This is a genomic window from Pseudomonas sp. MF4836 (assembly GCF_002018875.1).
Classification (GTDB): Bacteria; Pseudomonadota; Gammaproteobacteria; order Pseudomonadales; family Pseudomonadaceae; genus Aquipseudomonas.
In genome coordinates, this window is the sequence record NZ_MVOL01000014.1 from 58,431 (window position 1) to 84,950 (window position 26,520).

The following is a 26,520-nucleotide window of genomic DNA, read 5'->3' on the forward strand; positions in this document are numbered from 1 at the left end:
GGTGACACCGACCTGGCGACTCAGTGGCTGATAAAGCGCAGAATCGCCTCGGCCACGGCCGGCCCGGCTTCGCGCTGTGGAAAATGCCCCACACCCGGCACTACCTGGCGTTCATAGCGACCGCTAAGGACTTCGCCAGTACCTGGCTGCCACACGTGTTGCACGTCGTTCAACCGCGCCCATCCCTGCGCCAGCATCGAGCTCAAGGTGGGCATCACCAGCGAGTTGCTGCAGCACAAACGCCTGGGTCAACTGGACCTGGTGTTCGGCAAGCAATGCGCGCGGGGTGATGACGAAGGCGAATTGCTTTGGGAGGAGCCGCTGGTCTGGGCCTCCAGCAGCACGCTCAAACTGCTACCGGACGCCAGCCTGCCGCTGGCGGTGTTTCCCGAACCCTGCGTGTACCGCGAGGCCGCCATTGCGGCACTGGCCAGCAGTGCCCGGCCATGGCGTGTGGCCTTTGAAAGCAGCAGCATGGCCGGCTGTATCGCCGCCGCCCTGGCGGGTGTTGCGGTGACACCCATTGCCCGCAGCCAACGGCTGGACGGACTCCAGGAGTTGGGCTCCGAGCACGGCCTGGGAGCCATGAGCCAGGCCCGCTTCTATGCCTTCGCCGAGCAGAACACACCTGCGGTAGCGACGCTGGTTGAAGCGGTGCGGGAAATTGGCCAACGGAAGCGCTTTATTCGTTGATGTGGGTTGGGCGACGGGATTTGCAGCCAATGGCACGGCAATGGCACAACTCACAATTGATAATGATTATCGAAAACAGGTAGCATTCGCGGCTCTGGGGCAGGACATGTCGCACCTACCCGCGCGATTGAGCACATGCGTTCGTGGATGCGTCACCTGACAAACTCAACCTGTATCTGTCCCATCGTTCCGCCCTGGTGGACTACGCCGCCCCTATCGTCGGCTGTCGTTCCCGCGCCGAGGATGTGGTTCAGGAAGCCTGGCTGCGCTTCAACGGCCGCGACCAGCCGAACCTGTCCATCAACAACCCGGTGGGCTACCTCTACCGCATCGTGCGCAACCTGGCACTGGACCTGACCCGCAGCATGGCCACCGAGAAACGCCAGCCCGACAGTGATGCGGTGCTGGCCGAGCTGCCGTCCGGTGCGGCCTCCCCCGAGCAGGAAACCGCCAGTTGCGATGAGCTGCAACAGGTGATGGAGGCCCTGACCCAATTGCCGGAGCGCACACGGATCGCCTTTGAGATGCATCGCCTGGGGGGCTACACCCTGCAGCAGGTAGCCACGGCCATGGGCATCTCCCTGGGGCTGACGCATCAGTTGGTGCACCAGGCGCTCAGCTACTGCGCTGCAAGGCTCGAGCGCGATCATGACTGAGCCCCGCGCCAGCGCCATGCAACCGCCTCTGAAAAAAACCGGCGGCCAAACGTCTTTTGCTCAGGGTCCATATCCTGTGCGACCCTTTGCGCCCTTTTTCTGCTCTGGAGCCGTGCCGGACATGCCGCAAGCCGATCCTCGCCAAGCCCGCATGGACGTCGCCCTGGATTGGCTGCTGCGTACGCGCCAGGCCCCGGATGACGCCCGCCTGCAAGCGGCGTTCAGCGCGTGGCAGGCGGCCGACCCGGAAAATCCCGAAGCCCTGCGCAAGGCCGAGCGCATCTGGCGCCTGACCGGGCAACTGGCCCCCAGCACCACAGCCAAATGGCCGGTGGTGCCCCCGTCCGTCGCGGCGCCGGTGACACCTGCGGCCAGCCCGCCATCACGGCCACGGCGGCGCCGGGTCCTGGGTTGGGCCATCGGCAGTGCGCTGGCAGCCTGCCTGGTGCTGGGCCTGGGCCCGCGCCTGAACCTGACGCTGCAAGCGGATTACCAGACCGCGCAAAACGAACGTCGCGAACTGCAATTACCCGACGGCAGTCAGGTGGTGCTCGACAGCGGCAGTGCCATCGCCGTGGACTTTTCCGAGACGCGCCGCGATGTGCGCCTGCTGTCGGGGCAGGCCTTCTTCGAGGTCAAGCCTGATCCGAGCAAACCCTTTCATGTCCAGGCCCAGGAGCTTGAGGTCACGGTCACCGGCACCGCATTCAACGTCGACCTGGCGTCACGCAGCATCGCGGTGGCGGTGCTGCATGGCTCGGTCAAGGTCAGCCGGGGGGCGTCGCAACAGCTGTTGAGCCCGGGCCTGACCCTGGGCCAGCAATTGCAGTTCGACCGCGCGAGCGGTCAGGCCCTGATACAGAACCTGCCGCCGCAACGCATGACGGCCTGGCGCAACGGCCAGTTGGTGGCAGACAACGCCCGGCTTGGGGATATGGTCGATCAGTTGCGCCGCTACTTGCCCGGAACCGTGGTGCTGCGTGATCCACAACTGGCGGATCGGCGCATCACCGGGGTCTACGACATCGCCAACCCGCAGGCCGCGCTGCGTGCCATGGTCCAACCCTATGGCGGTCGACTCGAGAGCTGGACGCCTTACCTGCTGCTGTTATCCAAAGCGCAATAACCGTAGCCGTTGCCGAGCCCACGAGGCTGCGGTGGCCTTGAAGGGCGCCGCAGATCTGCCTGAATTTTCACGGTATCTGTTAGGGCAAGCGTAGCCTCGCGGGCTGGGCAGCGGCTACCGATCAGGGAGGTCGTCAGTGCCGGTCTTGCGGTGCTTTTTTCCATTGATTTGCACAACCTGAAAATTATTTTGGTTTTTTTCTGAAAATTCTTCGGGCTGTCCCGTCCTTTGCTTCGCACAAACATTGAGATCAATTCTCATTCAATGATTTGCGGGCTCAGGCCCGTACGGGGACGCGGGATGACACCGAATATTCAGCCGTCGCGGCGCTTGGCCACGGCGCTGCGCAACCATCTGACCAACGCCAGCCAACTGGGCGCACTCAGTCTGTGCTGGGTGATCAGCAGCCAGCCTGTCCAGGCCACTGACGCCACGCAAGCGCGCGAGCCGATCCTGCAAACCCGTCACACCTTCGATCTTTCGGTGCAGAGCCTGGCCGCCGCGTTGATCAGTTTCGGCCAGCAAAGCGGCCTCCAGGTCACCGTCGACCCCGCGCTGCTGACCAACCTCTACGGGCAGCCGGTGCAAGGCCAGATGAGCAGCGAACAAGCCCTCGATCGCCTGCTCCAGGGCAGCGGCATTGGCTGGCGCTACGAGTACGGCAGCCTGGTGTTCCAGCGCAGCGACAAGCAGGCCTTCGATGCGCCGCTGGAACTGCAAGGCACGGTTGTGCTCGGCAACCCGCCGGAGAACAGTTTCCAGGGGCAGACGGTGATCGATCGCAAGGCAATCCAGGCCTTCCCCGGCGCCAACGGCGATATCACCACCCTGTTGCGCATGCACCCCAGCGTGCAGTTCAACAACAGCCAGCAAAACTCCAACACTGCCGGGGAAATCGACCCGGCGGACATCAGCATCAACGGCGCCAAGTACTACCAGAACAACTTCATGATCGACGGCGTCTCGATCAATAACGACCTCGACCCCGGCGAGCACGATTACAACGCGATCCGCCAGTTCGACTCGTCCCCCAGCCGCTCCCACGGCATTGCCCTGGACGCCGACCTGCTTCAGGAACTGCGGGTCTACGACAGCAACGTGCCGGCGGAATTCGGCGGCTTCAACGGCGGTGTGGTCGATGCCATCACCCGCAAACCCACCGAAGAACTGCACGGCAAAATCTCGACCTCCATGACCCGTTCGCAATGGACCCGCTATCACCTCAGCGAAAGCGACGAGAGCGCCTTCGACACCGCGTCCGACGAGCAGCACCAGCCCAAGTTCGAGAAGACCACGGTACGCGGCACCCTCGAAGGCCACGTGACCGAGAACTTCGGCGCCATGCTCAACTTCTCGCAAAAGCGCGCGACCATTCCGCTCAACGCGTATGACGGTGGCTACAACAGTTCGACCCAGGACAACACCAGGGACCAGACCCGGCGCATCGACAACTACCTGGTCAAGACCTACTGGAACGTGAACGATCAGTTGAGCCTCGACGGCTCGCTGACCTATGCGCCGCAGGAAAACTACTACTTCGTGGCCAACCGCCAGGACGCCGGATTCCTCAACAAGAGCGGTGGCTACCAGGGCGCATTCAAGGCGACCTGGCAAGCCGACGACGCCACCTGGACCCACAAGCTGGCGCTGACCAACCTCAACAGCTCTCGGGACGCGGAATCCAACGACTACATCAACTGGTACTACTCCCAGGACAAGAACTGGGGCAACCCCACCGGCAGCAACCCGCGCAGCGCCGAAGGGACCTACGGCTCGATCAACCAGAGCCAGCGCGGCCTCGACTACGCGGTGAAGGTCGACTGGTTCCCCATGCAACTCGGGGAAATGGAGCACAACCTGAGCGCCGGTATCGACCTGAGCCATGAGGTCGCAACCTGGGAGCGTCCGGATGACGCCACCGCGGCCACGGCTTTTCGCCGCGACGCCGGCACCAGCTGTGCCAGCAGCGACCCGCTGTGCTCGGTGAGCCCGATGCCAGGTGGTTTTACCCGCCAATATGCGATCACGCGCCTGACCTATGCCGCGGGCAAGATCGAGCTGACGGAAAACAAGTACGCCCTGTTCCTCCAGGACAAGGCCACCTGGGGCAAGCTGACCCTGCGTCCGGGCCTGCGCTTTGAAGGCGACGACTACATGGAGAAAAAGAGCATCGCTCCGCGCTTCTCCGGTGATTACGACTTCTTCGGCGACCGCAGCACGGTGCTGATCTTCGGTGCCAACCGCTACTACGGGCGCAACATCTACAAATATCGCCTGGCCGATGGTCGGGGTGCGCTCAACACCACCTACACCCGCAACTCGCAGACTGCCAACTGGGTTGCGCGCCCGCAGCGCAGCACCAGCAAATTCAGCAGCCTGGACATCCCCTACGACGATGAACTGACCTTGGGCCTCGACCAACGCTGGTTGGACACCGATTTTCGCCTGAAGTACGTGCGGCGCATGGGCAAGGACAAGATCGCCCGTGCCACCGCGCGGGCCCAGGGCCTGGATGCGGATGCCAACTACGCCAACGAGTACTTCACCTATGTCAACGCCGGGTCCAGCGTCAGCGACAACATCACCCTGAGCATCACCCCCCTGCGCGAGCTGAAGCTGCTCGGCAGCAGCACCAGCCTGCAACTGGCCTTCGACTGGTCCCGTACCCAGGATTCCTACAGCATCTACGAGGAAGGCTTCAACGCCAGTGAACTGGCCGATGACGACGTGATGTTCGATGGCAACCTGATCAAGTACAGCGACTTGCCGGCCGCCGACTTCAACCGTCCTTGGACCGGACGCATGACCACCATCACCGAGATCCCGCAGTTGCACCTGACCTGGAGCAACTTCCTGCGCTACCGCGGCGCCTACAACCAGATCATCACCACCGGCCGGGAAGTGACCGTCAACAATCAGCCGGTGCCGGTCTACGAGACCGCTCGGGTCGATGCCGCCCCGACCTGGGACATGCGCCTGGACTGGGAACTGCCCACCGCCAAGGACCAGGCACTGTTCGTCGCGGTGGACGTGACCAACGTCGCCGACCAGGTGAACTCGATTGTCAGCTCCTCCCGGGGCCGCACCACCTACGAGACCGGCCGCCAGTACTGGCTTGAGGTCGGCTACCGCTTCTGATTCGCCCACGCCAAAGCCTTTTTGAGAAAACCTGATGAGAAAAATAATTGCGAGCCTGCTGGGCCCGTTGCTGTTGAGTGCCTGTGCCAGCCTGTCCGGCTCAAGCCCTGCCCTGCCCTGGGACGCCCAGGTGGTGCGCGGCCAACTGGCCAATGGCCTGGAATACCGGTTGCTGCGGGAGGCAAGCCAGGTCGGCCGCATCGATGTGCGGTTAACGGTCAAGGCCGGTTCAGTGGATGAAACCGACGACCAGGTGGGCGTGGCGCACCTGGTGGAACACTTGAATTTCTACAGCCAGGGGCCTGAGTCTCGCACCGTGCGCCAGCAGATGGAGCAATGGGGCTGGGTCCAGGGCCTCCATTACAACGCAGTGACCAATTACGACCGCACCCAATACCTGCTGAGCCCGGCGGCCGGCGCGAAACAGACCGAACAGGCCCTGCAGGCGCTGGCGATCCTGATGTTCGCCGCCAACTACAGTGCTGCCGACCTGGAGCGCGAGCGGCCGATCGTGGTCGAAGAGTGGCGCGGTGGCCTCGGCGTGGCCCAGCGCATGAACCAGCAGCGCACCGCTTCGCAGCGGATCGGTTCGCGTTACCCGGCCCATCGCACCATTGGCAATGAAGCAGCGATTCGTGCGGCCACCGTCGAGCAGCTCAAGGCTTATCAACAACGCTGGTACGTGCCGGGCAACATGGTGCTGTCGATTGTCGGCGATATCGACCCGCAGGCTCTGCCCGGGCTTATCCAGCAATGGCTGGGACAGGCCCCGAGCCAGGCCCTGGCCACTCGCGATCAACGCGAATTGCCACTCGACCCGCGGTTGAAAATCGTCCAGTTGCAAGACAGCCAGAGCGGCGGCAATCAGGTGGCGCTGTTGTTTCGCCTGCACGAAGCCACCAGCCGCGCCAACACCCAGGCCGGCCTGCGTGAACGCCTGATCGACCGCCTGACCTTGTCCGCGCTGCTCACCCAGTTGCGCCAGCAACCCCGGGTGCCCGGCGTGCGCAGCCTGACCGTGCAGAAAAGCCAGATCGGCGAATACTCGAGCGTTCTGGGGCTGGCCGCCGGCGTTGAAGGGGATGCCCATCCCCAGGCACTGCGCCAGTTGCTCACCGAGATCGAACGCTTGCGCCGCCATGGCTTTCAGCCGTCGGACCTGAGCCGTGAACAGCAGGCCATTCGTGGCATCGCCCGGCGCATGCTCGACCAACCCAGCCCCCGGACCTTCGAGCAGTGGGTCAACGACTTGAATGATGCGACCCTGCAAAACCGTCCGTTGCTGCCCAAGGCCGAAATCGCCCGCCTGCACCTGGCCGAGCTCGACGGCATCACCCTGGCCGAGTTCAACCAGCGTTTCAAACGTTGGTCCGACAGCCCGGACCAGGTGCTGCAACTCAGCGCGCCGGGGCTCACGCCGCTGACCCTGCCAACGGTGGATCAGGTGCAGGCGTTGCGCCTGGAAATCGCCAACAGCAGCCTGGACGCACCGGCCACCGCCAGCGCCGCGCCCCTGGTCGACACCACGCCTCCACCGCTGCCCGTCGCCCTGGCGCCCGGCCGGGTGCTCGAACGCCAAGGGTTCGCCGCGCAACAGGTCGAGCACTGGCAGTTGAGCAATGGCGATCGGCTGGTATGGCTCAAACGCAACGGCAAGCAGGAGCAACAGGTACTGCTGGCAGAATCCAGCGCCGGGTTCATGGCCCTCGGCAGCCTCGGCTGGCGCAACCAGATGGCCGCGCAACTGGCGAGCCAGAGCGCGCCCCCGGGCTGGAGCGAGCCGCAGTTGCAGCGCTGGCGCAAGGAGCAACGGGTAAGCCTATCCCTTGACCAGCAAGCGCAGCGCCTGCAACTCAAGCTCAGCACCCTGCCCTCGGCCACGCCTGCCGAGCCGGCGCCCAACCTCGAAGGCTTATTGCAGGCTTATCGCCTGAGCCAGGGCCCGTTGCAGATCGACCGCCAGGACTTCGACAAGACCCGGGCCGACATGCTCGGCCGCCTGGCCCGCGCCCGAGACAATGTGCGAGAGCAGCAGGACCAGACCCTGCGCCAACTGCAATACCGCGAGGATCACTGGCAAACACCCACCCCGGAGCAACTCCATACATTGCAGACGACCCAGCTGGAGGCCGATTGGCAGCGCCTGCGCCGGGCGCCGGTGACCTATTACCTGATGGCAGATGTCGACGCACAACGGCTGCAACCCCTGGTGGAAAACCAGTTGGCGAGTATTCCCCGGGGCCCGGCGTTGTCCACGCAGCGGGTCCGGCAGGCTCCCGGGCAACGCCAGCGCGAACTCCATATCGGCCTTGAACCGCGAGCGCTGTTGCAGGCTGCCAGCTACAGCGAACAAACCTGGACCCCCGAGGACGCCGCACGGGTCGCGGTGCTCAGGGAACTGGCGCGCAGTGCCTTGAAACAGCAACTGCGCGGCGAGGCGTCCGGGGTCTATCGGCTGAACTTCGACAGTGAACTCAACCCGCAGAACCAGCGGATCGAGAGCCAACTGAGTTTCAGCAGTGACCCGGCCCGAGTAGAAGAACTCTGGGGCCTGGCCCGACGCACCCTGGCCAACCTGCCCGACAGCATCGACGTCGCCAGCGTGGCCAAGGCGCGCAAGCAGTTGCAGACCCAGGAAGCGCTACGCCGCACCGACCCTGAGACCCAACTGCATCGGCTGGTGCTCAGCGAACGTCAATGGGGCGACCCGCGCTACCTGAGTCAGCAACACGACTTGCCCCAGGCCATCCACAGCGCCGCGCTCAAGCCCCTGGCAAAACGCCTGTTCAACCCGCAGAACCTGGTGCAACTGCGGTTGCTGCCAGCCCCGGCGATCGAGGACGGCGCACGATGAAAACCCTCAGAACCTTCTACGCCCTGGCCAGTCCCTACTGGCGCGACCGCCGGCAATGGCAGTCATGGCTGCTGCTGGCCAGCGTGATTGGCATGGGCCTGCTGATCGTCAAGATCAACGTTTTGATCAACGCCTGGAGCAAGACCTTCTACGACACCCTCGGCGAGTTCAAGACCGAGGCGCTGTATGCCTTGATGGGGCAGTACGCGATGTATATCGCGGCCTATGTGCTGATCGTGGTGTACATGGACTGGCTGCGCAAAGCCCTGGTGCTGCGCTGGCGCCGGGCCATGACCCAGAGCACCATCAGCGCCTGGTTCGAAGGCCAGGCCTACTACCGCCTGGGGTTCAACGGCGAGCCGGACAACCCCGACCAGCGCATCGCCGAAGACGTGGAAATGCTGGTGGAGCGCAGTGTCGAGCTGCTGGTGTCGTTCATCATCAACCTGGCCCAGGTCGCGGCGTTCGCCACCATCCTCTGGAACCTTTCCGGTGTGCTGAATGTCGAGATCCTCGGCTGCCCGGTGACCGTGCACGGCTACCTGCTATGGATTGCCGTGATCTACACCCTGCTCGGGACAGCTCTGACCCACCTGATCGGCCGACCGCTGCAACCGTTGAACTACGAACGCCAGCGGCGCGAAGCGGATTTTCGCGCCAGCCTGCTGCGCAAGCGCGACCATGCCGAACAGATCGCCCTGTATCACGGCGAAGCGGCCGAGCAGCGGCAATTGGCCGAGCGCTTCGAAGGCATTGCACAGAACTGGTGGAAGCTGATGGATCGCGGGCGCAAGCTGGGTTTCTTCACCGTCAGCTACAACCGCGTCAGCCTGATCATTCCTGTGTTCGCCGCCTTGCCGGCGTTCCTGGCCAAGACCATCACCCTGGGCGGGCTGATGCAGATCCGCAGTGCCTTCAGTGCAGTGCAGGGGTCCCTCAGCTGGTTTATCGACGCCTATGTGCGGTTGGCCATCTGGAGTGCCACGGTGGAGCGCCTCGGGCAGTTCCAGCAGGCCATCGACGCCACTCGGCGCCAGGTGCCGCAGATCGAACGCGCCGCGACACTGCAACTGCAACAACTGCGAGTGCGCCGCGCCGATGGCCAGCCCTTGCTCGAGCTGCTCAATGTCAGTGCCGGGCCGGGCGAGTGGTTACGCATCGACGGTCGCAGCGGCCTGGGCAAGTCCACCCTGCTGCGTACCTTGCAAGGGCTGTGGCCCTACTACACCGGTGCCTGGCAATTACCCGAGGGCAGCAGCCTGCTGCTGCCGCAACAGCCGTACCTGCCGACCCTGCCCCTGCGTCAGTTGCTGGCTTACCCGGCGACCCATTGGCCTGAGGACCAGCGTCTGGTCGAGGTGCTGCGTCAGGTTGGGCTGGCACAACTGGAGTCGCGCCTGGGCGAGGAAGCCGAGTGGAGTCGTGAGCTGTCCGGGGGTGAACAACAGCGCCTGGGTCTGGCTCGGGCGTTGTTGAACGCACCGGACACGCTGTACCTGGATGAGGCCACCAATCAATTGGACGACGCCAGCGCCTGTCAGTTGCTGCAACTGCTGCGCCGAGCGTTGCCCCAGACCCTGGTCATCGCCATCAGCCACCAGGCCAGCGTAGCCGGCCTGTTCCAGCGCACCCTGGAGTTGCACGAGGCACCCCAGGAAAGCCCAAGCCGGGCTCCATTGCTTCAGGCGTAGGCGCGCTGCAAAAAGTCCAGGAGCAGGCGATTCACCTCGGGCGCCTGCTCGCTCTGGATCCAGTGCCCGCAATCAGCCAGCAGGTGCTGCTCCAGGTGCGGCACGCTGTCAGGCATGCGCTTGAGGGTGTGCGCTTCCAGGACCCCGACCGGGTCGCGGTCGCCGATCAGAAACAGGGTCGGTTGCTGGACCTTGGCCCCACTGAGGAACTCGCTGCGCTGCCAGTTGCGCTCGAAATTGCGGTACCAGTTCAAGGCCCCGCGAAAACCGTGTTCGGCGAAGGTCTGGCGATAGACCTGGAAGTCCTGCTCCGAGCACCAGGGAGGCAATACCTCGGGAATCTGCACCCCATCGAACAGCCGCGCATCCGAGGGACGGGGCTGCAGCAAGGCCCCGGCATCGCCCATGAACAGGCGCAGGCTGGCGTCGATGTCGGCATCCAGTTCGGCCTCGGCGACGCCAGGCTCCTGGAAATACAGGATGTAATTGAAGCGATCGGCGAAAACTTCACGCATAACCTCGATCGCCGGGCGCTTGGCCCGACCGGCGAAGGGCACCGAGAGGGTCACCAGCGCCTGTATCCGCTGCGGTTCGAGCAGCGCCAGGTACCAGGCCACCACCGCGCCCCAATCGTGGCCGACCATGCACACCTGGCGATGGCCGAAGGCGTCCATGGCCGCCTGAATGTCGGCGCACAGGGTCAGCAGGTCATAGGCCTCCACCGCCTGCGGTGCGCTGCTGGCACCATAGCCACGCATCTGCGGCACAAATACCCGGTAACCCGCCGCCACCAGCGGCCCCACCTGCTCGCGCCAGGAATACCAGCACTCGGGAAAGCCATGCAGCAGCCAGACCGGGCGCCCGTCCTGCGGGCCGGCGACCTGCACGCACAGGTCGATGCCGTTGACTGAGAGTCGATGCGCTTGGTAGGGAATCATCGATGGGTGTCCATGGGCCGTAAGGTTTCTGCACGCTAGCAGAACCATCCTTGGCTCTGAATCATCATTCGGCGATCGAATGATGGGCCCCTGGCGTTAACGCACAGCTCAGCTGGCGCCGTGGCTGCCTTGCTGACGGATCAGCCGTTGAGTATTGAGGACTTTTTCCAAAGCCTGCTCGGACTCCGGGTCCTGCATCGGCGCGCGGATGGCGGCGGAAACCAGGCTGATCAGCTTGGCCATGACCTCGGCATCGGTGGCCGGACGCCCGAGACTCATGGCCTGCATCAGCAGGCGCAGTTCGGTACCGGCCATGACCCCGGAAATCGCCTTGAGGGCGAACTGCAAGCGCACCCCCAGTTCATTGCGAGGCAAGTCGGGCAATGCCAGGGCGAACGCCTTGAAGAAGCGCTCGAATACCGGCTGGTAATGTTCCTTGAGGTATTCCTGGATAAAGGGCGATGTGTCGCTGTAGACCCGGCCGAGAAAACGAATGAACGAACGCCCTTCAATGCCGGATTCATCACTGCGCTCCAGGCCCATGGCCGGGGCGAACAGCACGCCGAGCAGGGTTTCGCAATCCAGCGGACCGTCGCTCTGTTCTTCGCACTTGGCGAGCAGTTCCAGGCGCTGGTCATTCAGCGGCCCCAGGCGCTGCATCAGCAGCGCGGTCATCAGTGAGTCCTTGTCGCCGAAGTGGTAATTCACCGCCGCCAGGTTGACCTTGGCCCGCTCGGTGATCTGGCGCAGCAGCACGGCGTCATAGCCGAACTTGATAAACAATGCTTCCGTCGCTTCCAGCAGTCGGGTCTTGGTGACATTTGGAGCACTGAGTTTCTTTGCGACCATGGCGGAGACCTTTGCTGGGGTAAAAAACTGACCGTACGAACAGCGTTTTAAAAAAAAATTTGATTTTTTATACCCGTGCGGCCCTTTTAAAGCAAGCCTTTGACGGATGCCGCCGGTTAAACCGGGCTTTTTTCGACTCGCCAGTCTGGCACCGACCGGGGCGAAAAAAATGTTTCAAATTGTCACGCAAGCACGGGAGAAATTTGCCCCATTCCCCGAGCTTGACGGCTAGCGTCGCCTTGGGATCACAGCTACTATTCAAACAAATTTTTAAAAATAATAAATAAAACCAGTGCTGATCCTGTGTGCAATGCCCTCTCTGCCCTTCTCGGCCCTGGGGAATTCGCCCAGCGACGCCCAGCCTGCCAGCGCGGTAAGCAATGACAGACACAATTGCTCACGAAGGCTTCATCTCCCTGCAAGGCATCGGCAAGAGCTATCGGCTGGCAGACCAGCACCTGCAGATTCTCAAGGACGTCTCGCTGACCATCGAGGTCGGCGAAAGCTGCGCCATCCTCGGCGCCTCCGGTTCCGGCAAAAGCACCCTGCTCAATATCCTCGGCCTGCTCGATCTGCCGGACAGCGGCGAGTACCGCTTCGCCGGCCATGACATTTTCCGCGCCAGCCCCGACCAGTTGGCGGCCATTCGCAACCGAAAAATCGGTTTTGTGTTCCAGAGCTTCAACCTGCTGCCACGCCTGAGTGCCCTGGACAACGTTGCCCTACCCTTGAGTTATCGCGGCGTGGCGCGCCGCGAGTCACTGCAACGGGCCATGCACATACTGGACCAGGTGGGCCTGGCAGAACGCGCCGAACACCGTCCCGCCGACCTCTCCGGCGGCCAGCGGCAACGGGTGGCGATTGCCCGGGCACTGGTCGGCCAGCCCTCGGTAATCCTCGCCGACGAACCCACCGGCAACCTCGACAGCCACACCGCCCAGGACATCATGGAGTTGTTGTTGTCGCTCAACCGCGAGCGTCACGTGACGCTGATTATCGTCACCCACGACCCGCACATCGCCCGCCGCCTGCAACGGCAGATCCGCGTGCACAACGGTGTGGTGCAGGAGGCGTGCCCGGCATGAGCCTGAGGGTCGAGCAAAGCGCCAGCCAATTGCTGCATGAGGCTTTTGTCAGCCTGCGCACCCTGGGCAAGCGCTCGATCCTGGCGCTGCTGGGCATCGTCATCGGCAGTTCCTCGGTGGTGGCGCTGATCAATATCGGCAACAACGCGGCCGAGGAAGCCGCGGCGATTTTCAAGGACATGGGCACCGATACCCTGTCTGTGCAGTTCCCCGGCGCTGCCGATAGCCGTGTACCGCTGCCGCCGATGCTGGATGTCGAGCAACTGCACCGGGACGCGCCAAACATGATGTTTATCGCCCCCGTGACCCTGGCCAGCGGCCCGCTGATCTTCCACGGCCGCTCCACCGGCGCCGGTCTGGTCGGCAGTACCGAAGAACTGGCCGGGGCCATGCGTTTCAATGTGCGCGAGGGGCGCTTTCTTTCGGACTTCGATCAGGGCGAGACCTACACCGTGGTCGGGCACAAGGTCGCCCAGGCCTTGAGTACCCCCGGGGATCCGCTGCGCCTCGGCGACCGGCTCAGGGTCAACGACTACCTGTTCCTGGTGATCGGCATCCTTCAGGAACAACCGGCGTCGCTGATGGTTCCGGTCCAGGCCAATGATTCGATCTTCATCCCCCTGCAAGGCATGCGCCGCATCTACCCCGCGCCGCAGATCAGCAATGTGATCGCCCGAGCGGCCATGGGCCAGGACATGAACCAGGCCGCCGAAGACCTGACCCAGGCCTTGAAGCAGCAACTGCGAGGCAGGGATATCGCCGTGCAACTGCCGCAACAGATCATCGACGGCATGACCCGCCAGAGCCGCACCTTCAGCTACCTGCTGCTGGCCCTGGGCGGCATTTCCCTGATTGGCGGCGGGGTTGGCGTGATGAATGTGATGCTGATGAACGTGTCCGAGCGCCGGCGGGAAATCGGCATTCGCATGGCCTTGGGCGCGCGCCGCCGGGATATCCGCAATCTATTCCTGCTGGAAGCCGTGACCCTGACCGCCGTCGGCGCGCTGTGCGGGGCGGTGCTGGGCGTCGCGGCGGCTTCCATTTATGCGGTGCTGTCCGGCTGGCAGTTCACCCTGGCGGCGGCGGCCCTACCCCTGGGTGTCGGCAGTACCTTGCTGGTGGGGCTGTTTTTCGGTCTGTATCCGGCCGTCTCGGCGTCTCGCCTGCAACCGGTGGAGGCCCTGCGCGATGAGTGACTGGCGCCCATGGATGGTTTGCGTCCTCTACCTGCTCAACACCCACCTGCTCGCGGCCACCGAGCCCAGCATGGCCAGCCAGGCCGCCGCGCCCTCATTGCGCAACGCCCAGGCGCGCAGTGTGCTGCTGAGCCAGCAAATGACCGACCTGACCCTGGGCGATGCGGTGTACCTGGGGTTGCGCAATAACCGAGGGATTCGCAGCGCCTACCTGCAGCGGGTGGCACAGAAGTTCGACCTGCGGGTGGCTGAAGACGCTTTCAACCCCAAGCTGCTGCTCAATGGCAACTACCGCACTGCCCAAGGCACCGCCGACCGCAGCCGCAACGCCACGGTCGCGCCAACCACCAGCCTGCTGGGTGAATACGGCACGCGCCTGAGCATGGCCTGGACCCAGCAACTGAACAACGCCGACCGGGCCGGGCGCTATCGCAGCGATGGCCTGGACCTGGCCGTGATCCAGCCACTGCTGCGCGGCGCCGGCTGGGACGTGACCACCGCCCCGCTGCGCCTGGCGCGGATCTCGGAGCAGGCCAATCGCCTCAACCTCAAGTCCAGCGTGGCCCAGACCATTTCCGACGTGATCACCACCTACCGCGAACTGCTCAGGTCCCAGGAGCAACTGGCCATTGCCCGGGAAGCCCTCAAGCGCGCCTCGGCCCTGCTGGAGGTGAACAAGGCGTTGATTGGCGCCGGGCGCATGGCGGAATTCGAGATCGTGCAAACCGAGGCCGACATTGCCACCCAGGAACTGGGGGTGGAAGAGGCGCAGAACCAGGTGGACATCAATCGCCTGTCGCTGCTGCGCTTGCTGGCCCTGGACCTGTCCACGCCGATTCGCGCCAGCGAGGCCCTGGAGGCCAGCAAAGTCAGCATCGACAAGGGCCAGGCCCTACGCCTGGCCCAGGTGCAGCAGCCGCAATACTTGTCCACCCTGCTGGGCAGCCAGCAGGCCGACCTCAACCTGGTGATCGCCAAGGACCAGAGCCGCTGGGATGTGTCGCTGGTCGCCGGGGCCAACCAGATCAGCGACCGTTATGACAACGATAACGGCAACGGCCCCGGGCGCCGCTGGGACAGCTATGCCGGGGTCCAGGTGCAGATTCCTATCGGCGATCTGAGTACCCGGCAGGCCGAGGTCCATGCGCGGGTCGACGTGGAAAACCAGGAGCTGGTGCTGGCCGATGCCCGCCAGGCCCTGGAGCGCAGCGTCAACGATGTGGTGCGTGACCTCGGCACGCGCTGGCGGCAATACGAGATCGCCCAGCGCGCAGTGGATCTGTCGCGGCGCAAACTGGACATCGAACGGGAAAAACTCAGCGCCGGACGCTCCAGCAACTTCCAGGTGCTGAGTTTCGAAGGCGACCTGCGAAACGCCGAAAACGCCCGCCTGAATGCACTGATTGCCTACCTGAACGCCCAGACCCAGCTGGATCTGACCCTGGGCATGACTTTGGAGAGCTGGGACATTGCGCTCAACGACTATTGATAAGACGGGTGTTATCCGCCGTCACCAGCGCACGTTGCAGGTTGGCGCGCTGTTGCTGGTACTGGGCGTGGCCGGGTTTGCCGTGCTGCGCTATCAGACACCCGTTGCCGAACAGCCGGCCCGCGCGCAGTGGATTGCCGTGCAACCAAAACCCTTGAGCCATCAGATCGGCCTGGTGGGCAAGATCGAGCCGCAACAGACCATCACCCTCACCGCGCCTTTTGACGGCAACGTCCAGGCCAGCCTGGTGGAACAGGGGCAGCGGGTCGAGGCTGGGCAGACCTTGTTGCAGATGGACCCGGCACTCCTGGAAATCCAGTTGCGCGATGCCTTGTCGACCCAACTCAAGGCGCGCCGCGCGGTGCAGGAACTGCAGGACTGGGACAGCAGCCAGCAAGTGACCCGCGCCCGGCGCGCGGTCAGGACCTCGGAAATGGCCCTGAGCAACTCGGAACGCAAGCTCAGTGACAGCCAGAACCTGTTCAGTCGTGGCATCGTCGCGCGCAATGAACTGGACGACCTGAACCAGCAGTTGCAGGTCCAGCGCCTCGACCTGCAGGCGGCCAAGGGCGAGCTGGAGCAGACCCTGGCCCAGGGCAAAGGCGAGTACCTGCAGATCGCCGAAATGGAACTGACCAACGCCACCGTGAAATACCAGGCCCTGCGCACCCTGCTTGAAGGGCGCAATGTGCGGGCGCCCTTTGCCGGAATCGTGGTGCCGGCGCCGGGCTCGACGGGCGGGCAAAACTCCAGTGCCATGGCCTCGGGGCCGGTTCAGGCCGGTGCGCGGGTCAACCAGGGGCAAGTGTTGTTCGGCCTGGCCAACATCGAGCAGTTGAAGATCGTCAGCAAGGTTTCGGAGCTGGACATCAACCAGTTGCACCCGGGGCAAAGCGTGGAGATTCTCGGCGACGGTTTCGACGGTGAGCGCCTCAATGGCACGGTGGATATCGTCAGCAGCCTTGCGACCTCCGGCGACAGCGCCGGAGGCAGCGCGCAGTTTCCGGTGACCCTGTCGATCCCCAAGCTGACCCGCGAACAGCTGCAACGGGTGCGCCTGGGCATGAGTGCGCGCCTGACGATCGTCACCTACCGCAATGACCAGGCGTTCATCCTGCCGCCCGCGGCGATCCAGCGCGGCCCCGACGGCATGAGCGTGGAATACCGCCAGGGGCCGGACCAACCGGTGCAGCGCCTGCCGGTCACCGCCGGCAAATCCACCGCCGAAGGCGTGGAAGTGTTCGGCCTGCAACCCGGCCTTATTCGCCTCCCCGAGTGATCCAAACCCCGGATCTGGCCTGTAGCCGCTGCCGCAGACTGCGCTGGCCCTCGAGAACGCCAAGGATTATCAGGCTGATACGTGGTGTTACGGATGGCCAGCGTGGTTTGCCCTTGAGGGCGCCGTGGGGTGTTCATGCTAGAGTTCGCCAGCCCCCAGCCACCCTCAGCGAGTCGCCATGCCGCATATCGTCCGCACCCATCCCCGCCTGACTGCCGGTGCCCTGATCGGGCTGGCGGTCGGGATCCTGGCCCCGGCCGACTCGGTGATCAGCAAGATCCTCATCGGCTGGAACGCCGGGGTCTGGAGCTACCTGGTGCTGATGTTCTGGCTCGCCGTGCGGGCCAGGGCCGACGATGTGAAGCGCATCGCCGAAGTCGAGGATGAAAACGCCAGCCTGGTGCTGTTCATGGTGTGCATCGCCGCCCTGGCCAGCCTGGCGGCAATCACCTTCGAGCTCAGCGGCAGCAAGGACCTGGAAAGCACCCGGCGCCTGTTGCACTACGGTTTTACCGGCATGACCGTGGTCGGCTCGTGGCTGTTGATCGGGATGATTTTCAGCGTGCACTACGCGCGGCTCTACTACACCTGGGATGGCAAGGAACCGGCCCTGCGCTTTGCCGAAAACCTGACCACCCCCAATTACTGGGACTTCCTGTACTTCTCTTTCACCATCGGCGTGGCGGTGCAGACCGCCGACGTCGGCGTGGCCACCCGTGGCTTGCGCAAGATCGTGCTGGCGCAGTCGCTGATCGGTTTTCTGTTCAACACCGCGATCCTCGGCTTCTCGATCAACATCGCCGCCGGGCTGTTCAGTTGACCGCGCACAAATCTTCTAGACCCGCCCTGGGCGGCGGGCGCTAACTGACGACCTTGACCCTTTCGCGGAGCGCCCATGACTGCGCACAACTGGATCGATCTGGCCCAGGACGCCGAGACCGGCATTGAAACCCTGCGTGCGCACTTCACCGGCCATGCCTACGACCCACACTGGCACGACAGCTACCTGGTGGGCGTGACCGAGCAAGGGGTGCAGCAGTTCAACTGCCGCCGTGCGCGGCACCAGAGCACCCCGGGCAAGGTATTCCTGCTTGAACCCGGCGAGTTGCACGACGGCGAGGCCCCCAGCGCCGGCGGCTTTACCTACCGCATGCTGTACCTCGACCCGCAATGGCTGACCCGCGAACTCGGCGCACTGTTCGAAGAGGCGCCGGCCGACAGTCAACTGAGCTTCGCCAGCACTCTGGCCAGTGACCCGCGCCTGGCCCAGGCCACCTGCAACGCCTTCCACAGTCTGCACAGCGGGGAACTGCGGATCGTGCGCCAGAGCGCTCTCGACCAACTGCTCGAACAACTCACCGGGCACCTGCACTGGCGCCAGCGTTATCGCGATGACCCGCGCCTGCCGCTGGTGGCCCACCGTGCTCGGGAGTACCTGCATGCCCACGGCCAGCTGGACATCAGCCTCAATGAACTGAGCCAGGCCTGCGGCGTCGACCGTTTTCGCCTGAGCCGCGCGTTCAAGGCGGCGTTTGGCTTGCCGCCCCACGCCTATCTGGTGCAGTTGCGCCTGGCTCGGGCACGGCGCCTCTTGGCCCGTGGCGAACCCACCGCCGAGGTGGCCGTGGCCCTGGGGTTTGCCGATCAAAGCCATATGGGGCGCTGGTTCGTCCGCGCCTACGGCCTGACCCCGGCGCTGTACCGCAAGCGCTGCACAAAGCTTCCAGACGCCTGAGGCGCTGCTTGGCGAAGATGGCGTCTCGATCTTCCCCGGAGCTAGCCTGCCATGTCGTCTTTCCCCACCCTGCTGCCGTTTTTACTGTTTGCCTTCGTCGCCTCCATCACCCCCGGGCCGACCAATATCCTGGTGCTGAGCAACAGCGCCCGCTACGGCTTCAAGGCGGCGTTGCCGATCATCCTCGGTGCCGGCACCGCGGCGGCCACTATCGTGCTGCTGGTGGGCAGCGGCTTCGGCCAGTCCCTGACTCGCCTGCCTGCGGTGCAACACGCCATGCAAGGGATCGGCATCCTCTGGCTCAGCTACCTGGCCTGGCAGATCTACCGCGCACCGGCCACAGCCCTCGTCCCCACAACTGATAGCGGCAACCCGCGCCGCCTGGGACTGCTGGGGGGTGCCAGCCTGCAATTGGTCAACCCCAAGACCTGGATGATGGCGCTGGCGGTGGTCAGCGTATTCGCCGGTGAAGGCGCCGAGCGCCAGAGCCATGTGCTGTACCTGTCCCTGGCGTTTTTCCTGATCTCGCTGCCGTGCCTGGGAGCCTGGGCCATGCTCGGTGCCGGTTCGAGCAAGGTGCTGCGCTCGCCTATTGCCATGCAGCGTTTCAACCGGGGCATGGCCCTGCTGTTGCTGGCTTCGGCCTGGCTGAGTCTGTGGGCTTGAGTCACGGCGCCCGCCGTTGGTCAGATGCCGCAGTGGATCGGACTTGACGCCGATTACGCTTTGCTGTTTCCTGAAACCGGTTTCAGTGCAAGTTCAAGCTTGGTGAAATCCAATAATCAAAAAAATAAGGTCGTTGCCCGTGAACAGTTTTTCCGCCGCCCAGCGCAGCCGCGTCACCATGCTTGATGTGGCCGAGCGCGCCGGAGTCTCCAAGGCCAGTGTCTCGCGCTTTATCGGCGACGACCGCGCCCTGCTCTCCGATGCCATTGCCCTGCGCATCGAGCAGGCGATCGAGGAACTGGGCTACCGCCCGAACCAGATGGCTCGCGGCCTGAAACGCGGGCGCACCCGCCTGATCGGCATGCTGGTGGCCGATATCCGCAACCCCTATTCGATTGCCGTGATGCATGGCGTGGAAACCGCCTGTCGCCAGCACGGCTACAGCCTGGTGGTGTGCAACACCGACCGCGATGACGAACAGGAACGCCAGCATCTGGCCAACCTGCGTTCGTACAACATCGAAGGCCTGATCGTGAACACCCTCGGCCACCACCTGGACCAACTGCGCGAACTGCACCAGGAAATGCCCATGGTCCTGGTGGACCGCAAGGTCGAGCAATTGCACAGCGACCTGGTGGGCCTGGACAACCCCGCGGCCGTCAACGCCGCCCTCAGCCACCTGCAGGAGCGCGGTTACCGCGACATCGTGCTGGTCAGCGAACCCCATGACGGCACCAGCTCGCGGATCGAGCGGGTCGCCAGCTTCCACAACGAAATCGCCCAGCGCCCGGGCCTGCACGGCCAGGTGCTGGAAACCGGCAGCGCCCTGACTCAACACCTGAAGCACTTCCTCGCCGCCCCGGGCCCGGGGCCCAAAGCCCTGTTCTGCGCCAACGGCGTCGCTGCGCTGGCGGCCACCACGGCCCTGCGCGAACTGGATTGCCCCCTGTTCGACGAGATCGGTCTGATCGCCCTCGATGACCTGGATTGGTACCCCTTGGTGGGCAATGGCATCACCGCCCTCGCCCAACCCACCGAGGCCATAGGCGCGAGCGCGTTCGAATGCCTGCTCAAGCGCCTGCGCGGTGACACCCAGCCGCTGCGGGTGCTGGATTTTGCGGCGCAGTTGATTGTGCGGGGATCGACCCGGGGTCGGTGAAACACAGTATTTCGCGGTAGTCGCTGCCGCCAGACGTTGGATGCGCTTCAGCAAAAATTTTTGAACAAAAATGAAACCGGTTTCAGAGGTCAGAACAATGCATAAATCACCCGTTTCCATCAGCCTCTCCAGCTACGGTGCCGACCTGGTCCGCACCCAGGGCCAAGGCCATTTCATCGAGGTGCTGGCCGCCGCCGGGGCCTCGCGAATCGAATGGCGTGAAGAGCTGCTCACCGACGAAGTCCCGGCCGAACTGGCCCAGGCCACTGCGGCGCAGCAACTCGAAAGCCTGTTTTCCTCGCCACTGGAACTGTGGGTCGCCGGCCAGTCCCAGGCCAATCCGCAGCTGGAACAGGCCCTGTTGCGCGCCCATGCCTTTGGCGCCACGAGTTTGAAAGTGTCCCTGGGCTACTTCACCGACAACAACGACCTGCAGAGCCTCGGCGCCTTGCTGGCACGGCACCCGGTGCGGCTGCTGGTGGAAAACGACCAGACCCTGCACGGCGGGCGAATCGAACCGTTCCAGCGTTTTTTCGATCAGGTCGAGCGCCTGCAACTGCCGGTGCAAATGACGTTCGACATCGGCAACTGGCAGTGGCAGGACCAGTCGGCCGCCACCGCCGCGCGCCTGCTGGGGCGGCATGTCGGCTATGTGCATTGCAAAGCCGTGGCGCGCCGCGCCGACGGCAAGCTGGTGGCCATCCCGCCGAGCGCAGCCGACCTGCATCTGTGGGAACAACTGTTGCGGCACATGACCCAAGGTATTAACCGCGCGGTGGAATACCCGCTGCAAGGCGAGGACCTGGTGCAACTGACCCGTGACCACGTCGGCACCCTCGCCCGCCTGGGCCAGTCACGCCTGGAGAACGCCCATGTCTGAGATCGATATCCTGTCGTTCGGTGAAACCATGGCCATGTTCGTCGCCGAGCACAGCGGCGACCTGGCCCAGGTCGGGCATTTCCATAAACGCATTGCCGGCGCCGACAGCAATGTTGCCATTGGCCTGTCTCGCCTGGGGTTCAACGTGGCCTGGCTGAGCCGGGTCGGCGCCGATTCATTCGGCCGTTTTGTGGTCGACACCCTGAAGGCCGAGGGCCTGGACTGCCGCTTTGTCGAGACCGACCCCGCGCACCCCACCGGGTTTCAGCTCAAATCCCTCGAAGAACACGGCGCCGACCCCCGGGTCGAGTACTTCCGCCGTGGCTCGGCAGCCAGCCGGCTCTCGGTCAACAACATCGCGCCGGCCTTGTTGAAGGCCCGGCACCTGCACGCCACCGGCATCCCGCCGGCTCTCTCGGCCTCGGCCCGGGAGCTGTCCCAGGTGCTGATGAGCCAGATGCGCGCCGCCGGACGCAGCCTGTCGTTCGACCCCAACCTGCGCCCCAGCCTGTGGGACAGCGAAAAACAGATGATCAGCGAGATCAACCGCCTGGCCGTGCAAGCCCATTGGGTGCTGCCGGGCCTGAGTGAAGGTCGCCTTTTGACCGGCTTGCAAGACCCGGCCGATATCGCCGCGTTTTACCTGGACCAGGGGGTCGAGGCCGTGGTGATCAAGCTCGGGGCCGCCGGCGCCTATTACCGCACCCAACTGGATCAAGGCTTTGTCGAGGCCGTGCCGGTGGCCGAGGTGGTCGACACCGTAGGCGCCGGCGACGGCTTTGCCGTGGGCCTGATCAGCGGCCTGCTGGAAAACCTCGGCATGGCCGAGGCCGTACAGCGCGCCAACTGGATCGGCAGCCGCGCGGTGCAGAGCCGTGGCGATATGGAAGGCCTGCCGCGCCGTGAAGAACTGCCCCCGCCCGCTGCCGTTCGCTTGCGATCCAGCGCCTGACCGCCGCACCCGATTGACCCGTGACGCGTTACCTGCTGCGACAAAAACAACAAGCTCAGGAGTTCCATCATGCACACCGCAAAACTCGCCACCCGCCGCTGGTGGTACATCATGCCCATCGTCTTTATCACCTACAGCCTGGCGTATCTGGACCGCGCCAACTACGGGTTTGCCGCTGCCTCAGGGATGGCCGCCGACTTGATGATCACCCCGGGACTGTCGTCGCTGCTGGGCGCCCTGTTCTTCCTCGGCTACTTCTTCTTCCAGGTGCCGGGGGCGATCTACGCGCAAAAGCACAGCGTGAAGAAGCTGATTTTTGTCAGCCTGATTCTCTGGGGCGCCCTGGCGACCCTGACCGGTATCGTCTCCAACGCCTATATGCTGATCGTCATCCGCTTCATGCTCGGCGTGGTCGAGGCCGCCGTGATGCCGGCGATGCTGGTCTACCTGTGCCATTGGTTCACCCGTGCCGAGCGCTCCCGCGCCAACACCTTCCTGATTCTCGGCAACCCGGTGACCATGCTCTGGATGTCGGTAGTCTCGGGCTACCTGGTGGAGCATTTCAGCTGGCGCTGGATGTTTATCATCGAAGGTCTGCCGGCCGTACTCTGGGCGTTTATCTGGTGGCGCCTGGCGGATGACCGCCCAAGCGAAGCCAAATGGCTCACCTCGCAGGAAAAACAGGACCTGCAAAGCACCCTGGACGCCGAACAGGTGGGCATGAAAGCGGTAAAGAACTACGCCGAAGCCTTCCGCTCACCCAAGGTCATCATCCTGGCGTTGCAGTTTTTCTGCTGGAGCATCGGCGTCTACGGCTTTGTGCTGTGGCTGCCGTCGATTCTCAAGCACGGCGCGCAGATGGACATGGTCGAGGCCGGCTGGCTGTCGGCGCTGCCGTACCTGGCGGCGGTGATTGCCATGCTCGGGGTGTCCTGGGGCTCGGACCGGATCCAGAAGCGCAAACGCTTTGTCTGGCCGCCGCTGCTGATCGCCTCCGTGGCCTTTTACGGCTCCTACCTGCTGGGCGCCGAACACTTCTGGTGGTCCTACACCTTGCTGGTCATCGCCGGGGCCTGCATGTACGCGCCCTATGGGCCGTTCTTCGCCATCGTGCCGGAGATTCTTCCCGCCAACGTGGCCGGCGGCGCCATGGCGCTGATCAACAGCATGGGCGCCCTCGGCTCGTTCGGCGGCTCTTACCTGGTGGGTTACCTGAACAGCGCCACCGGCTCGCCCGGCGCTTCCTACCTGCTGATGAGCGGCGCGTTGCTGCTGTCGGTGGTCCTGACGATTTTCCTCAAGCCCGGCGCCAGTGACCGCACGGCGCCGGCCTTGCCTGCCCGTCGACGCCTGGCCCATTCCTGAACCGAACACGGTGGTGAACCCGATGAAAAAACAGGTTGTTGTCTACAAAAAACTGTCCCCGGAGCTGATGGCGCGTCTGCAAGCCCAGGCCGAGGTCACGCTGATCGAAGACTTGAGCCCCGCCGGCATGGACCGTCTGCGCGAAGCCCTGCCCCGGGCCCAGGGCCTGCTCGGCGCAAGCCTGCGCCTGGACGCCGAACTGCTGGACCTGGCACCGCAGCTGGAGGCGGTCGCCAGCGTCTCGGTGGGCGTCGACAACTACGACATCGACTACCTGAGCCAGCGCAGGATCCTGCTCAGCAATACCCCGGATGTGCTCACCGAGACCACCGCCGACACCGGTTTTGCGCTGATCCTGGCCACCGCGCGGCGGGTGGTGGAACTGGCCACCCTGGTCCGCGCCGGGCAGTGGAACAGCAACATCGGCCCGCGGCACTTTGGCAGCGACGTGCATGGCAAGACCCTGGGCATCATCGGCATGGGGCGCATTGGCGAGGCCCTGGCCCAGCGCGGGCACTTTGGCTTCGGCATGCCGCTGATCTACCACAGCAACTCGCCGAAACCGGCGGTGGAGGCGCGCTTCAACGCCCGCTATTGCAGCCTGGAGCAACTGTTGCAGCAGGCCGATTTCATTTGCCTGACCCTGCCGCTGACCGCCCAGACACAGGGCTTGATCGGCGCGAAGGAATTCGAGCTGATGCGCCCGGAAAGCATCTTTATCAATATTTCCCGGGGCAAGGTGGTGGACGAAGGGGCGATGATCGAGGCGTTGCAGCAGCGCAAGATCCGCGCGGCCGGGCTGGATGTGTTCGAGCGCGAGCCGCTGGACCACGACTCACCGTTGTTGCAACTGGACAATGTGGTGGCCACCCCGCACATCGGTTCGGCCACCCATGAAACCCGCGAAGCCATGGCCCGCTGCGCCGTCGACAATCTGTTGGCGGCATTGGCCGGACAACGCCCGGCCAATCTGGTCAATCAACAGCTGTGGCCGCAAGCCGCCGGTTAAACCGGCTTCCGGCGCCGTGACGGGCGCCGGGTTCACGCCTGGTCAGATGACGAAGCGCGCCACCATGCTGTTCAAATCCACCGCCAGGCGCGACAGCTCATGGCTTGCAGCGCTGGTCTGGTTGGCTCCTGCCGCCGACTGGGTAGCCAGGTCGCGGATGTTCACCAGGTTGCGATCGACCTCCCGCGACACTTGAGCCTGCTCTTCCGAGGCGCTGGCAATGACCAGGTTGCGCTCGTTGATCAGGTTGATCGACTCGGCGATCTGCTCCAGGGCCACACCGGCGGCGCGGGCCATTTCCAGGGTGCTCTGGGTGCGTTGATTGCTTTGCTGCATCGACTGCACCGCCTCGCCGGTGCCGTTCTGGATCCCGGCGACCATTTTTTCGATTTCCTGGGTCGACTGCGCAGTGCGGTGGGCCAAGGCCCGTACCTCATCGGCCACCACCGCGAAACCACGTCCGGCCTCACCGGCCCGGGCTGCTTCGATCGCGGCGTTCAGGGCCAGCAGGTTGGTCTGCTCGGCAATGGCCCGAATCACATCCAGCACCTTGCCGATGTCTCGACCCTGGGTGGCCAGGCCTTCGATCATCACCGAGGTGTTTTGCACGTCGTGGGTCATGGTCTGGATCGCGTCGACGGTCTGGACCACGCGATCACGGCCTTCACGGGCGGCCTGGGTTGACTGGTGCGAGGCCTCCGAAGTCGACACCGCGTTGCGCGCGACCTCTTCCACGGCGGCGGTCATTTCATTCACCGCAGTGGCGGCCTGTTCGATTTCGTTGTTCTGCTGTTGCAGGCCACGGGAAGCTTCCTCGGTGACCGCGCTGAGTTCTTCCGAGGCTGACGCCAGCTGGGTGGCAGAGCCCGAGATCTGCTCGATGGTACGGCGCAGATTGCCCTGCATATCGGCCAGGGCGCTGAGCAGCCGCGACGACTCGTCCTTGCCGTCGACCTCGATGACTTTGGTCAGGTCGCCGCCGGCAATGGTTTGCGCGGCGCTCAAGGCCCGGTTCAGCGGCTGCACGATGCTGCGGGTCAGCAACAGCGCCAGGAGCACCGTCATCAATGCCGCCGCCAGGGCGACCAGGATGATCCAGGTGATCGCGCTGTCGTAATGGTTGCCGGCATCGGCTGATGCCGCCGTGGCATCGGCGGTGTTGATCGCCACCAGCTTGTTCAGTTGTTCACCCATCAAGTCGGTGCCGTCCTTGATCCGGGTGTTGATCAGGCTGCGCATCTCCTCCAGCTTGTTCTGCCGCGACAGCTCCAGCATCTGATTCTGGGCTTGCAGGTAGTTTTCCAGGGTGGCGGCAAAGGATTTGTACAGCGCCGCTTCCTCGTTGCCCGCCGGCAACGCTGCGTAGCTGGCCTGGGCCTGCTTGAGCTTGTCCACCAGCACGCCGATGCGGGTTTGCGCTTCATCCAGGCCGGCCGCCTCGCGGTTGACCAGGATGCGGAACGACAGGATGCGCATGCGCAGGACGTTCTCGGTCATGTTCCCCAGGTACCTCACACTCGGCAGTTGGATAGTGTCCATATCGATGGACGCCTGGCGAATGATTGACATGCGGTTGACCGCAAACACACCTAACACCACGACCAGCAACGCAATGAACGCAAAACCGAGGAAAGCGCGGGGCGCGATATTGATATTACGTAGGGACATAGGACGACTCTCGGGAAATAAGGGGTTGCGCGCATCCATGCCAATAGCCCTGTCGGCCAGCCGTGCTGGAGGTGTGACAGGTCGGCCCGACT

20 protein-coding genes and 3 pseudogenes are annotated in these 26,520 nt (G+C 64.1%); 18 read left to right on the plus strand and 5 right to left on the minus strand.

What is annotated here, in order from left to right; translation table 11 throughout:
* Positions 1 to 20: 20 nt before the first annotated feature.
* A pseudogene (locus MF4836_RS34790) lies at positions 21 to 128 on the minus strand (alpha/beta fold hydrolase); the annotation flags it as partial.
* Between MF4836_RS34790 and MF4836_RS27365 the strand changes: the two are divergent.
* The 6 genes and pseudogenes from MF4836_RS27365 to MF4836_RS27390 all read left to right on the plus strand — a co-directional run.
* Positions 114 to 693, plus strand: a pseudogene (locus MF4836_RS27365) (LysR substrate-binding domain-containing protein); the annotation flags it as partial. The pseudogenes MF4836_RS34790 and MF4836_RS27365 overlap by 15 nt on opposite strands.
* Positions 694 to 836: 143 nt before the next feature.
* A complete protein-coding gene (locus tag MF4836_RS27370; protein ID WP_078472946.1) occupies positions 837 to 1,349 on the plus strand; it encodes a sigma-70 family RNA polymerase sigma factor in 513 nt (170 codons plus the stop codon).
* 121 nt (positions 1,350 to 1,470) lie between these two features.
* Positions 1,471 to 2,475, plus strand: a complete 1,005-nt coding sequence (locus MF4836_RS27375; RefSeq protein WP_078472947.1) for a FecR family protein — start codon at positions 1,471 to 1,473, stop codon at positions 2,473 to 2,475.
* Between the two features lie 300 nt (positions 2,476 to 2,775).
* Positions 2,776 to 5,613, plus strand: coding sequence for a TonB-dependent receptor (locus MF4836_RS27380; protein ID WP_078472948.1), 2,838 nt, complete (start codon positions 2,776 to 2,778; stop codon positions 5,611 to 5,613).
* A gap of 34 nt (positions 5,614 to 5,647) precedes the next feature.
* Positions 5,648 to 8,467 carry a M16 family metallopeptidase gene (locus tag MF4836_RS27385; protein ID WP_078472954.1) on the plus strand — a complete coding sequence of 940 codons (2,820 nt, stop codon included), beginning with the start codon at positions 5,648 to 5,650 and terminating at the stop codon, positions 8,465 to 8,467.
* On the plus strand, positions 8,464 to 10,158 hold the full coding sequence (locus tag MF4836_RS27390; protein ID WP_078472956.1) for an ABC transporter ATP-binding protein/permease: 1,695 nt from the start codon (positions 8,464 to 8,466) through the stop codon (positions 10,156 to 10,158). The genes MF4836_RS27385 and MF4836_RS27390 overlap by 4 nt, the downstream gene beginning before the upstream one ends.
* Here the strand turns inward: MF4836_RS27390 and MF4836_RS27395 are convergent.
* Positions 10,149 to 11,096: an alpha/beta fold hydrolase gene (locus tag MF4836_RS27395; protein WP_078472958.1), complete on the minus strand. Its 948-nt coding sequence runs from the start codon at positions 11,094 to 11,096 to the stop codon at positions 10,149 to 10,151. The two genes, MF4836_RS27390 and MF4836_RS27395, sit on opposite strands and share 10 nt — an antisense overlap.
* A 108-nt stretch (positions 11,097 to 11,204) precedes the next feature.
* Positions 11,205 to 11,945 (minus strand): TetR/AcrR family transcriptional regulator, encoded by a 741-nt coding sequence (locus MF4836_RS27400; protein ID WP_078472960.1) that lies wholly within the window; start codon positions 11,943 to 11,945, stop codon positions 11,205 to 11,207.
* Between the two features lie 380 nt (positions 11,946 to 12,325).
* On the opposite strand from MF4836_RS27400, the gene MF4836_RS27405 reads away from it, so the two are divergent.
* The 12 genes from MF4836_RS27405 (at position 12,326) to MF4836_RS27460 (ending at position 24,760) form a co-directional block, all read left to right on the plus strand.
* Complete coding sequence (locus MF4836_RS27405; protein ID WP_078472961.1) at positions 12,326 to 13,030, plus strand: ABC transporter ATP-binding protein; 705 nt, start codon at positions 12,326 to 12,328, stop codon at positions 13,028 to 13,030.
* A complete protein-coding gene (locus MF4836_RS27410) occupies positions 13,027 to 14,226 on the plus strand; it encodes an ABC transporter permease (RefSeq protein WP_078472963.1) in 1,200 nt (399 codons plus the stop codon). Before MF4836_RS27405 ends, MF4836_RS27410 begins: the two co-directional genes overlap by 4 nt.
* Positions 14,219 to 15,715, plus strand: coding sequence for a TolC family protein (locus tag MF4836_RS27415; protein WP_078472964.1), 1,497 nt, complete (start codon positions 14,219 to 14,221; stop codon positions 15,713 to 15,715). Before MF4836_RS27410 ends, MF4836_RS27415 begins: the two co-directional genes overlap by 8 nt.
* Positions 15,716 to 15,728: 13 nt before the next feature.
* Entirely contained in the window at positions 15,729 to 16,994 is a 1,266-nt protein-coding gene (locus MF4836_RS27420; RefSeq protein ID WP_078473101.1) for an efflux RND transporter periplasmic adaptor subunit, read from the plus strand.
* Positions 16,995 to 17,172: 178 nt separating this feature from the next.
* Positions 17,173 to 17,814 carry a DUF1345 domain-containing protein gene (locus MF4836_RS27425; protein ID WP_078472965.1) on the plus strand — a complete coding sequence of 214 codons (642 nt, stop codon included), beginning with the start codon at positions 17,173 to 17,175 and terminating at the stop codon, positions 17,812 to 17,814.
* 75 nt (positions 17,815 to 17,889) lie between these two features.
* Positions 17,890 to 18,729, plus strand: a complete 840-nt coding sequence (locus tag MF4836_RS27430; RefSeq protein ID WP_078472967.1) for an AraC family transcriptional regulator — start codon at positions 17,890 to 17,892, stop codon at positions 18,727 to 18,729.
* 51 nt (positions 18,730 to 18,780) lie between these two features.
* On the plus strand, positions 18,781 to 19,395 hold the full coding sequence (locus MF4836_RS27435; RefSeq protein ID WP_078472968.1) for a LysE family translocator: 615 nt from the start codon (positions 18,781 to 18,783) through the stop codon (positions 19,393 to 19,395).
* Between the two features lie 139 nt (positions 19,396 to 19,534).
* On the plus strand, positions 19,535 to 20,554 hold the full coding sequence (locus tag MF4836_RS27440) for a LacI family DNA-binding transcriptional regulator (protein ID WP_078472970.1): 1,020 nt from the start codon (positions 19,535 to 19,537) through the stop codon (positions 20,552 to 20,554).
* Positions 20,555 to 20,651: 97 nt separating this feature from the next.
* Positions 20,652 to 21,434, plus strand: a complete 783-nt coding sequence (locus MF4836_RS27445; protein ID WP_078472972.1) for a sugar phosphate isomerase/epimerase family protein — start codon at positions 20,652 to 20,654, stop codon at positions 21,432 to 21,434.
* Positions 21,427 to 22,386: a sugar kinase gene (locus MF4836_RS27450; RefSeq protein WP_078472973.1), complete on the plus strand. Its 960-nt coding sequence runs from the start codon at positions 21,427 to 21,429 to the stop codon at positions 22,384 to 22,386. Before MF4836_RS27445 ends, MF4836_RS27450 begins: the two co-directional genes overlap by 8 nt.
* Positions 22,387 to 22,455: 69 nt before the next feature.
* Positions 22,456 to 23,751, plus strand: a complete 1,296-nt coding sequence (locus MF4836_RS27455; RefSeq protein ID WP_078472980.1) for an MFS transporter — start codon at positions 22,456 to 22,458, stop codon at positions 23,749 to 23,751.
* 22 nt (positions 23,752 to 23,773) lie between these two features.
* Positions 23,774 to 24,760 carry a 2-hydroxyacid dehydrogenase gene (locus tag MF4836_RS27460; protein ID WP_078472981.1) on the plus strand — a complete coding sequence of 329 codons (987 nt, stop codon included), beginning with the start codon at positions 23,774 to 23,776 and terminating at the stop codon, positions 24,758 to 24,760.
* Positions 24,761 to 24,802: 42 nt separating this feature from the next.
* Here the strand turns inward: MF4836_RS27460 and MF4836_RS36245 are convergent, their stop codons facing one another.
* Together MF4836_RS36245 and MF4836_RS36250 are read right to left on the minus strand one after the other, a co-directional pair.
* Positions 24,803 to 25,666 carry a methyl-accepting chemotaxis protein gene (locus MF4836_RS36245; RefSeq protein WP_371106491.1) on the minus strand — a complete coding sequence of 288 codons (864 nt, stop codon included), beginning with the start codon at positions 25,664 to 25,666 and terminating at the stop codon, positions 24,803 to 24,805.
* Positions 25,661 to 26,467 (minus strand): annotated as a pseudogene (locus MF4836_RS36250) (MCP four helix bundle domain-containing protein); the annotation flags it as partial. The gene MF4836_RS36245 and the pseudogene MF4836_RS36250, both read right to left, overlap by 6 nt.
* Between the last annotated feature and the right edge of the window lie 53 nt (positions 26,468 to 26,520).

Bases quoted from the DNA above. Each gene is read 5' to 3' on its own strand.
- MF4836_RS27460 (WP_078472981.1), top strand. From the start codon at position 23,774: ATGAAAAAACAGGTTGTTGTCTACAAAAAACTGTCCCCGGAGCTGATG.
- MF4836_RS27425 (WP_078472965.1), top strand. From the start codon at position 17,173: ATGCCGCATATCGTCCGCACCCATCCCCGCCTGACTGCCGGTGCCCTG.
- MF4836_RS27435 (WP_078472968.1), top strand. From the start codon at position 18,781: ATGTCGTCTTTCCCCACCCTGCTGCCGTTTTTACTGTTTGCCTTCGTC.
- MF4836_RS27390 (WP_078472956.1), top strand. From the start codon at position 8,464: ATGAAAACCCTCAGAACCTTCTACGCCCTGGCCAGTCCCTACTGGCGC.
- MF4836_RS27385 (WP_078472954.1), top strand. From the start codon at position 5,648: ATGAGAAAAATAATTGCGAGCCTGCTGGGCCCGTTGCTGTTGAGTGCC.
- MF4836_RS27415 (WP_078472964.1), top strand. From the start codon at position 14,219: ATGAGTGACTGGCGCCCATGGATGGTTTGCGTCCTCTACCTGCTCAAC.
- MF4836_RS27405 (WP_078472961.1), top strand. From the start codon at position 12,326: ATGACAGACACAATTGCTCACGAAGGCTTCATCTCCCTGCAAGGCATC.
- MF4836_RS27375 (WP_078472947.1), top strand. From the start codon at position 1,471: ATGCCGCAAGCCGATCCTCGCCAAGCCCGCATGGACGTCGCCCTGGAT.
- MF4836_RS27410 (WP_078472963.1), top strand. From the start codon at position 13,027: ATGAGCCTGAGGGTCGAGCAAAGCGCCAGCCAATTGCTGCATGAGGCT.
- MF4836_RS27380 (WP_078472948.1), top strand. From the start codon at position 2,776: ATGACACCGAATATTCAGCCGTCGCGGCGCTTGGCCACGGCGCTGCGC.
- MF4836_RS27445 (WP_078472972.1), top strand. From the start codon at position 20,652: ATGCATAAATCACCCGTTTCCATCAGCCTCTCCAGCTACGGTGCCGAC.
- MF4836_RS36245 (WP_371106491.1), bottom strand. From the start codon at position 25,666: ATGCAGGGCAATCTGCGCCGTACCATCGAGCAGATCTCGGGCTCTGCC.
- MF4836_RS27400 (WP_078472960.1), bottom strand. From the start codon at position 11,945: ATGGTCGCAAAGAAACTCAGTGCTCCAAATGTCACCAAGACCCGACTG.
- MF4836_RS27455 (WP_078472980.1), top strand. From the start codon at position 22,456: ATGCACACCGCAAAACTCGCCACCCGCCGCTGGTGGTACATCATGCCC.
- MF4836_RS27450 (WP_078472973.1), top strand. From the start codon at position 21,427: ATGTCTGAGATCGATATCCTGTCGTTCGGTGAAACCATGGCCATGTTC.
- MF4836_RS27430 (WP_078472967.1), top strand. From the start codon at position 17,890: ATGACTGCGCACAACTGGATCGATCTGGCCCAGGACGCCGAGACCGGC.
- MF4836_RS27395 (WP_078472958.1), bottom strand. From the start codon at position 11,096: ATGATTCCCTACCAAGCGCATCGACTCTCAGTCAACGGCATCGACCTG.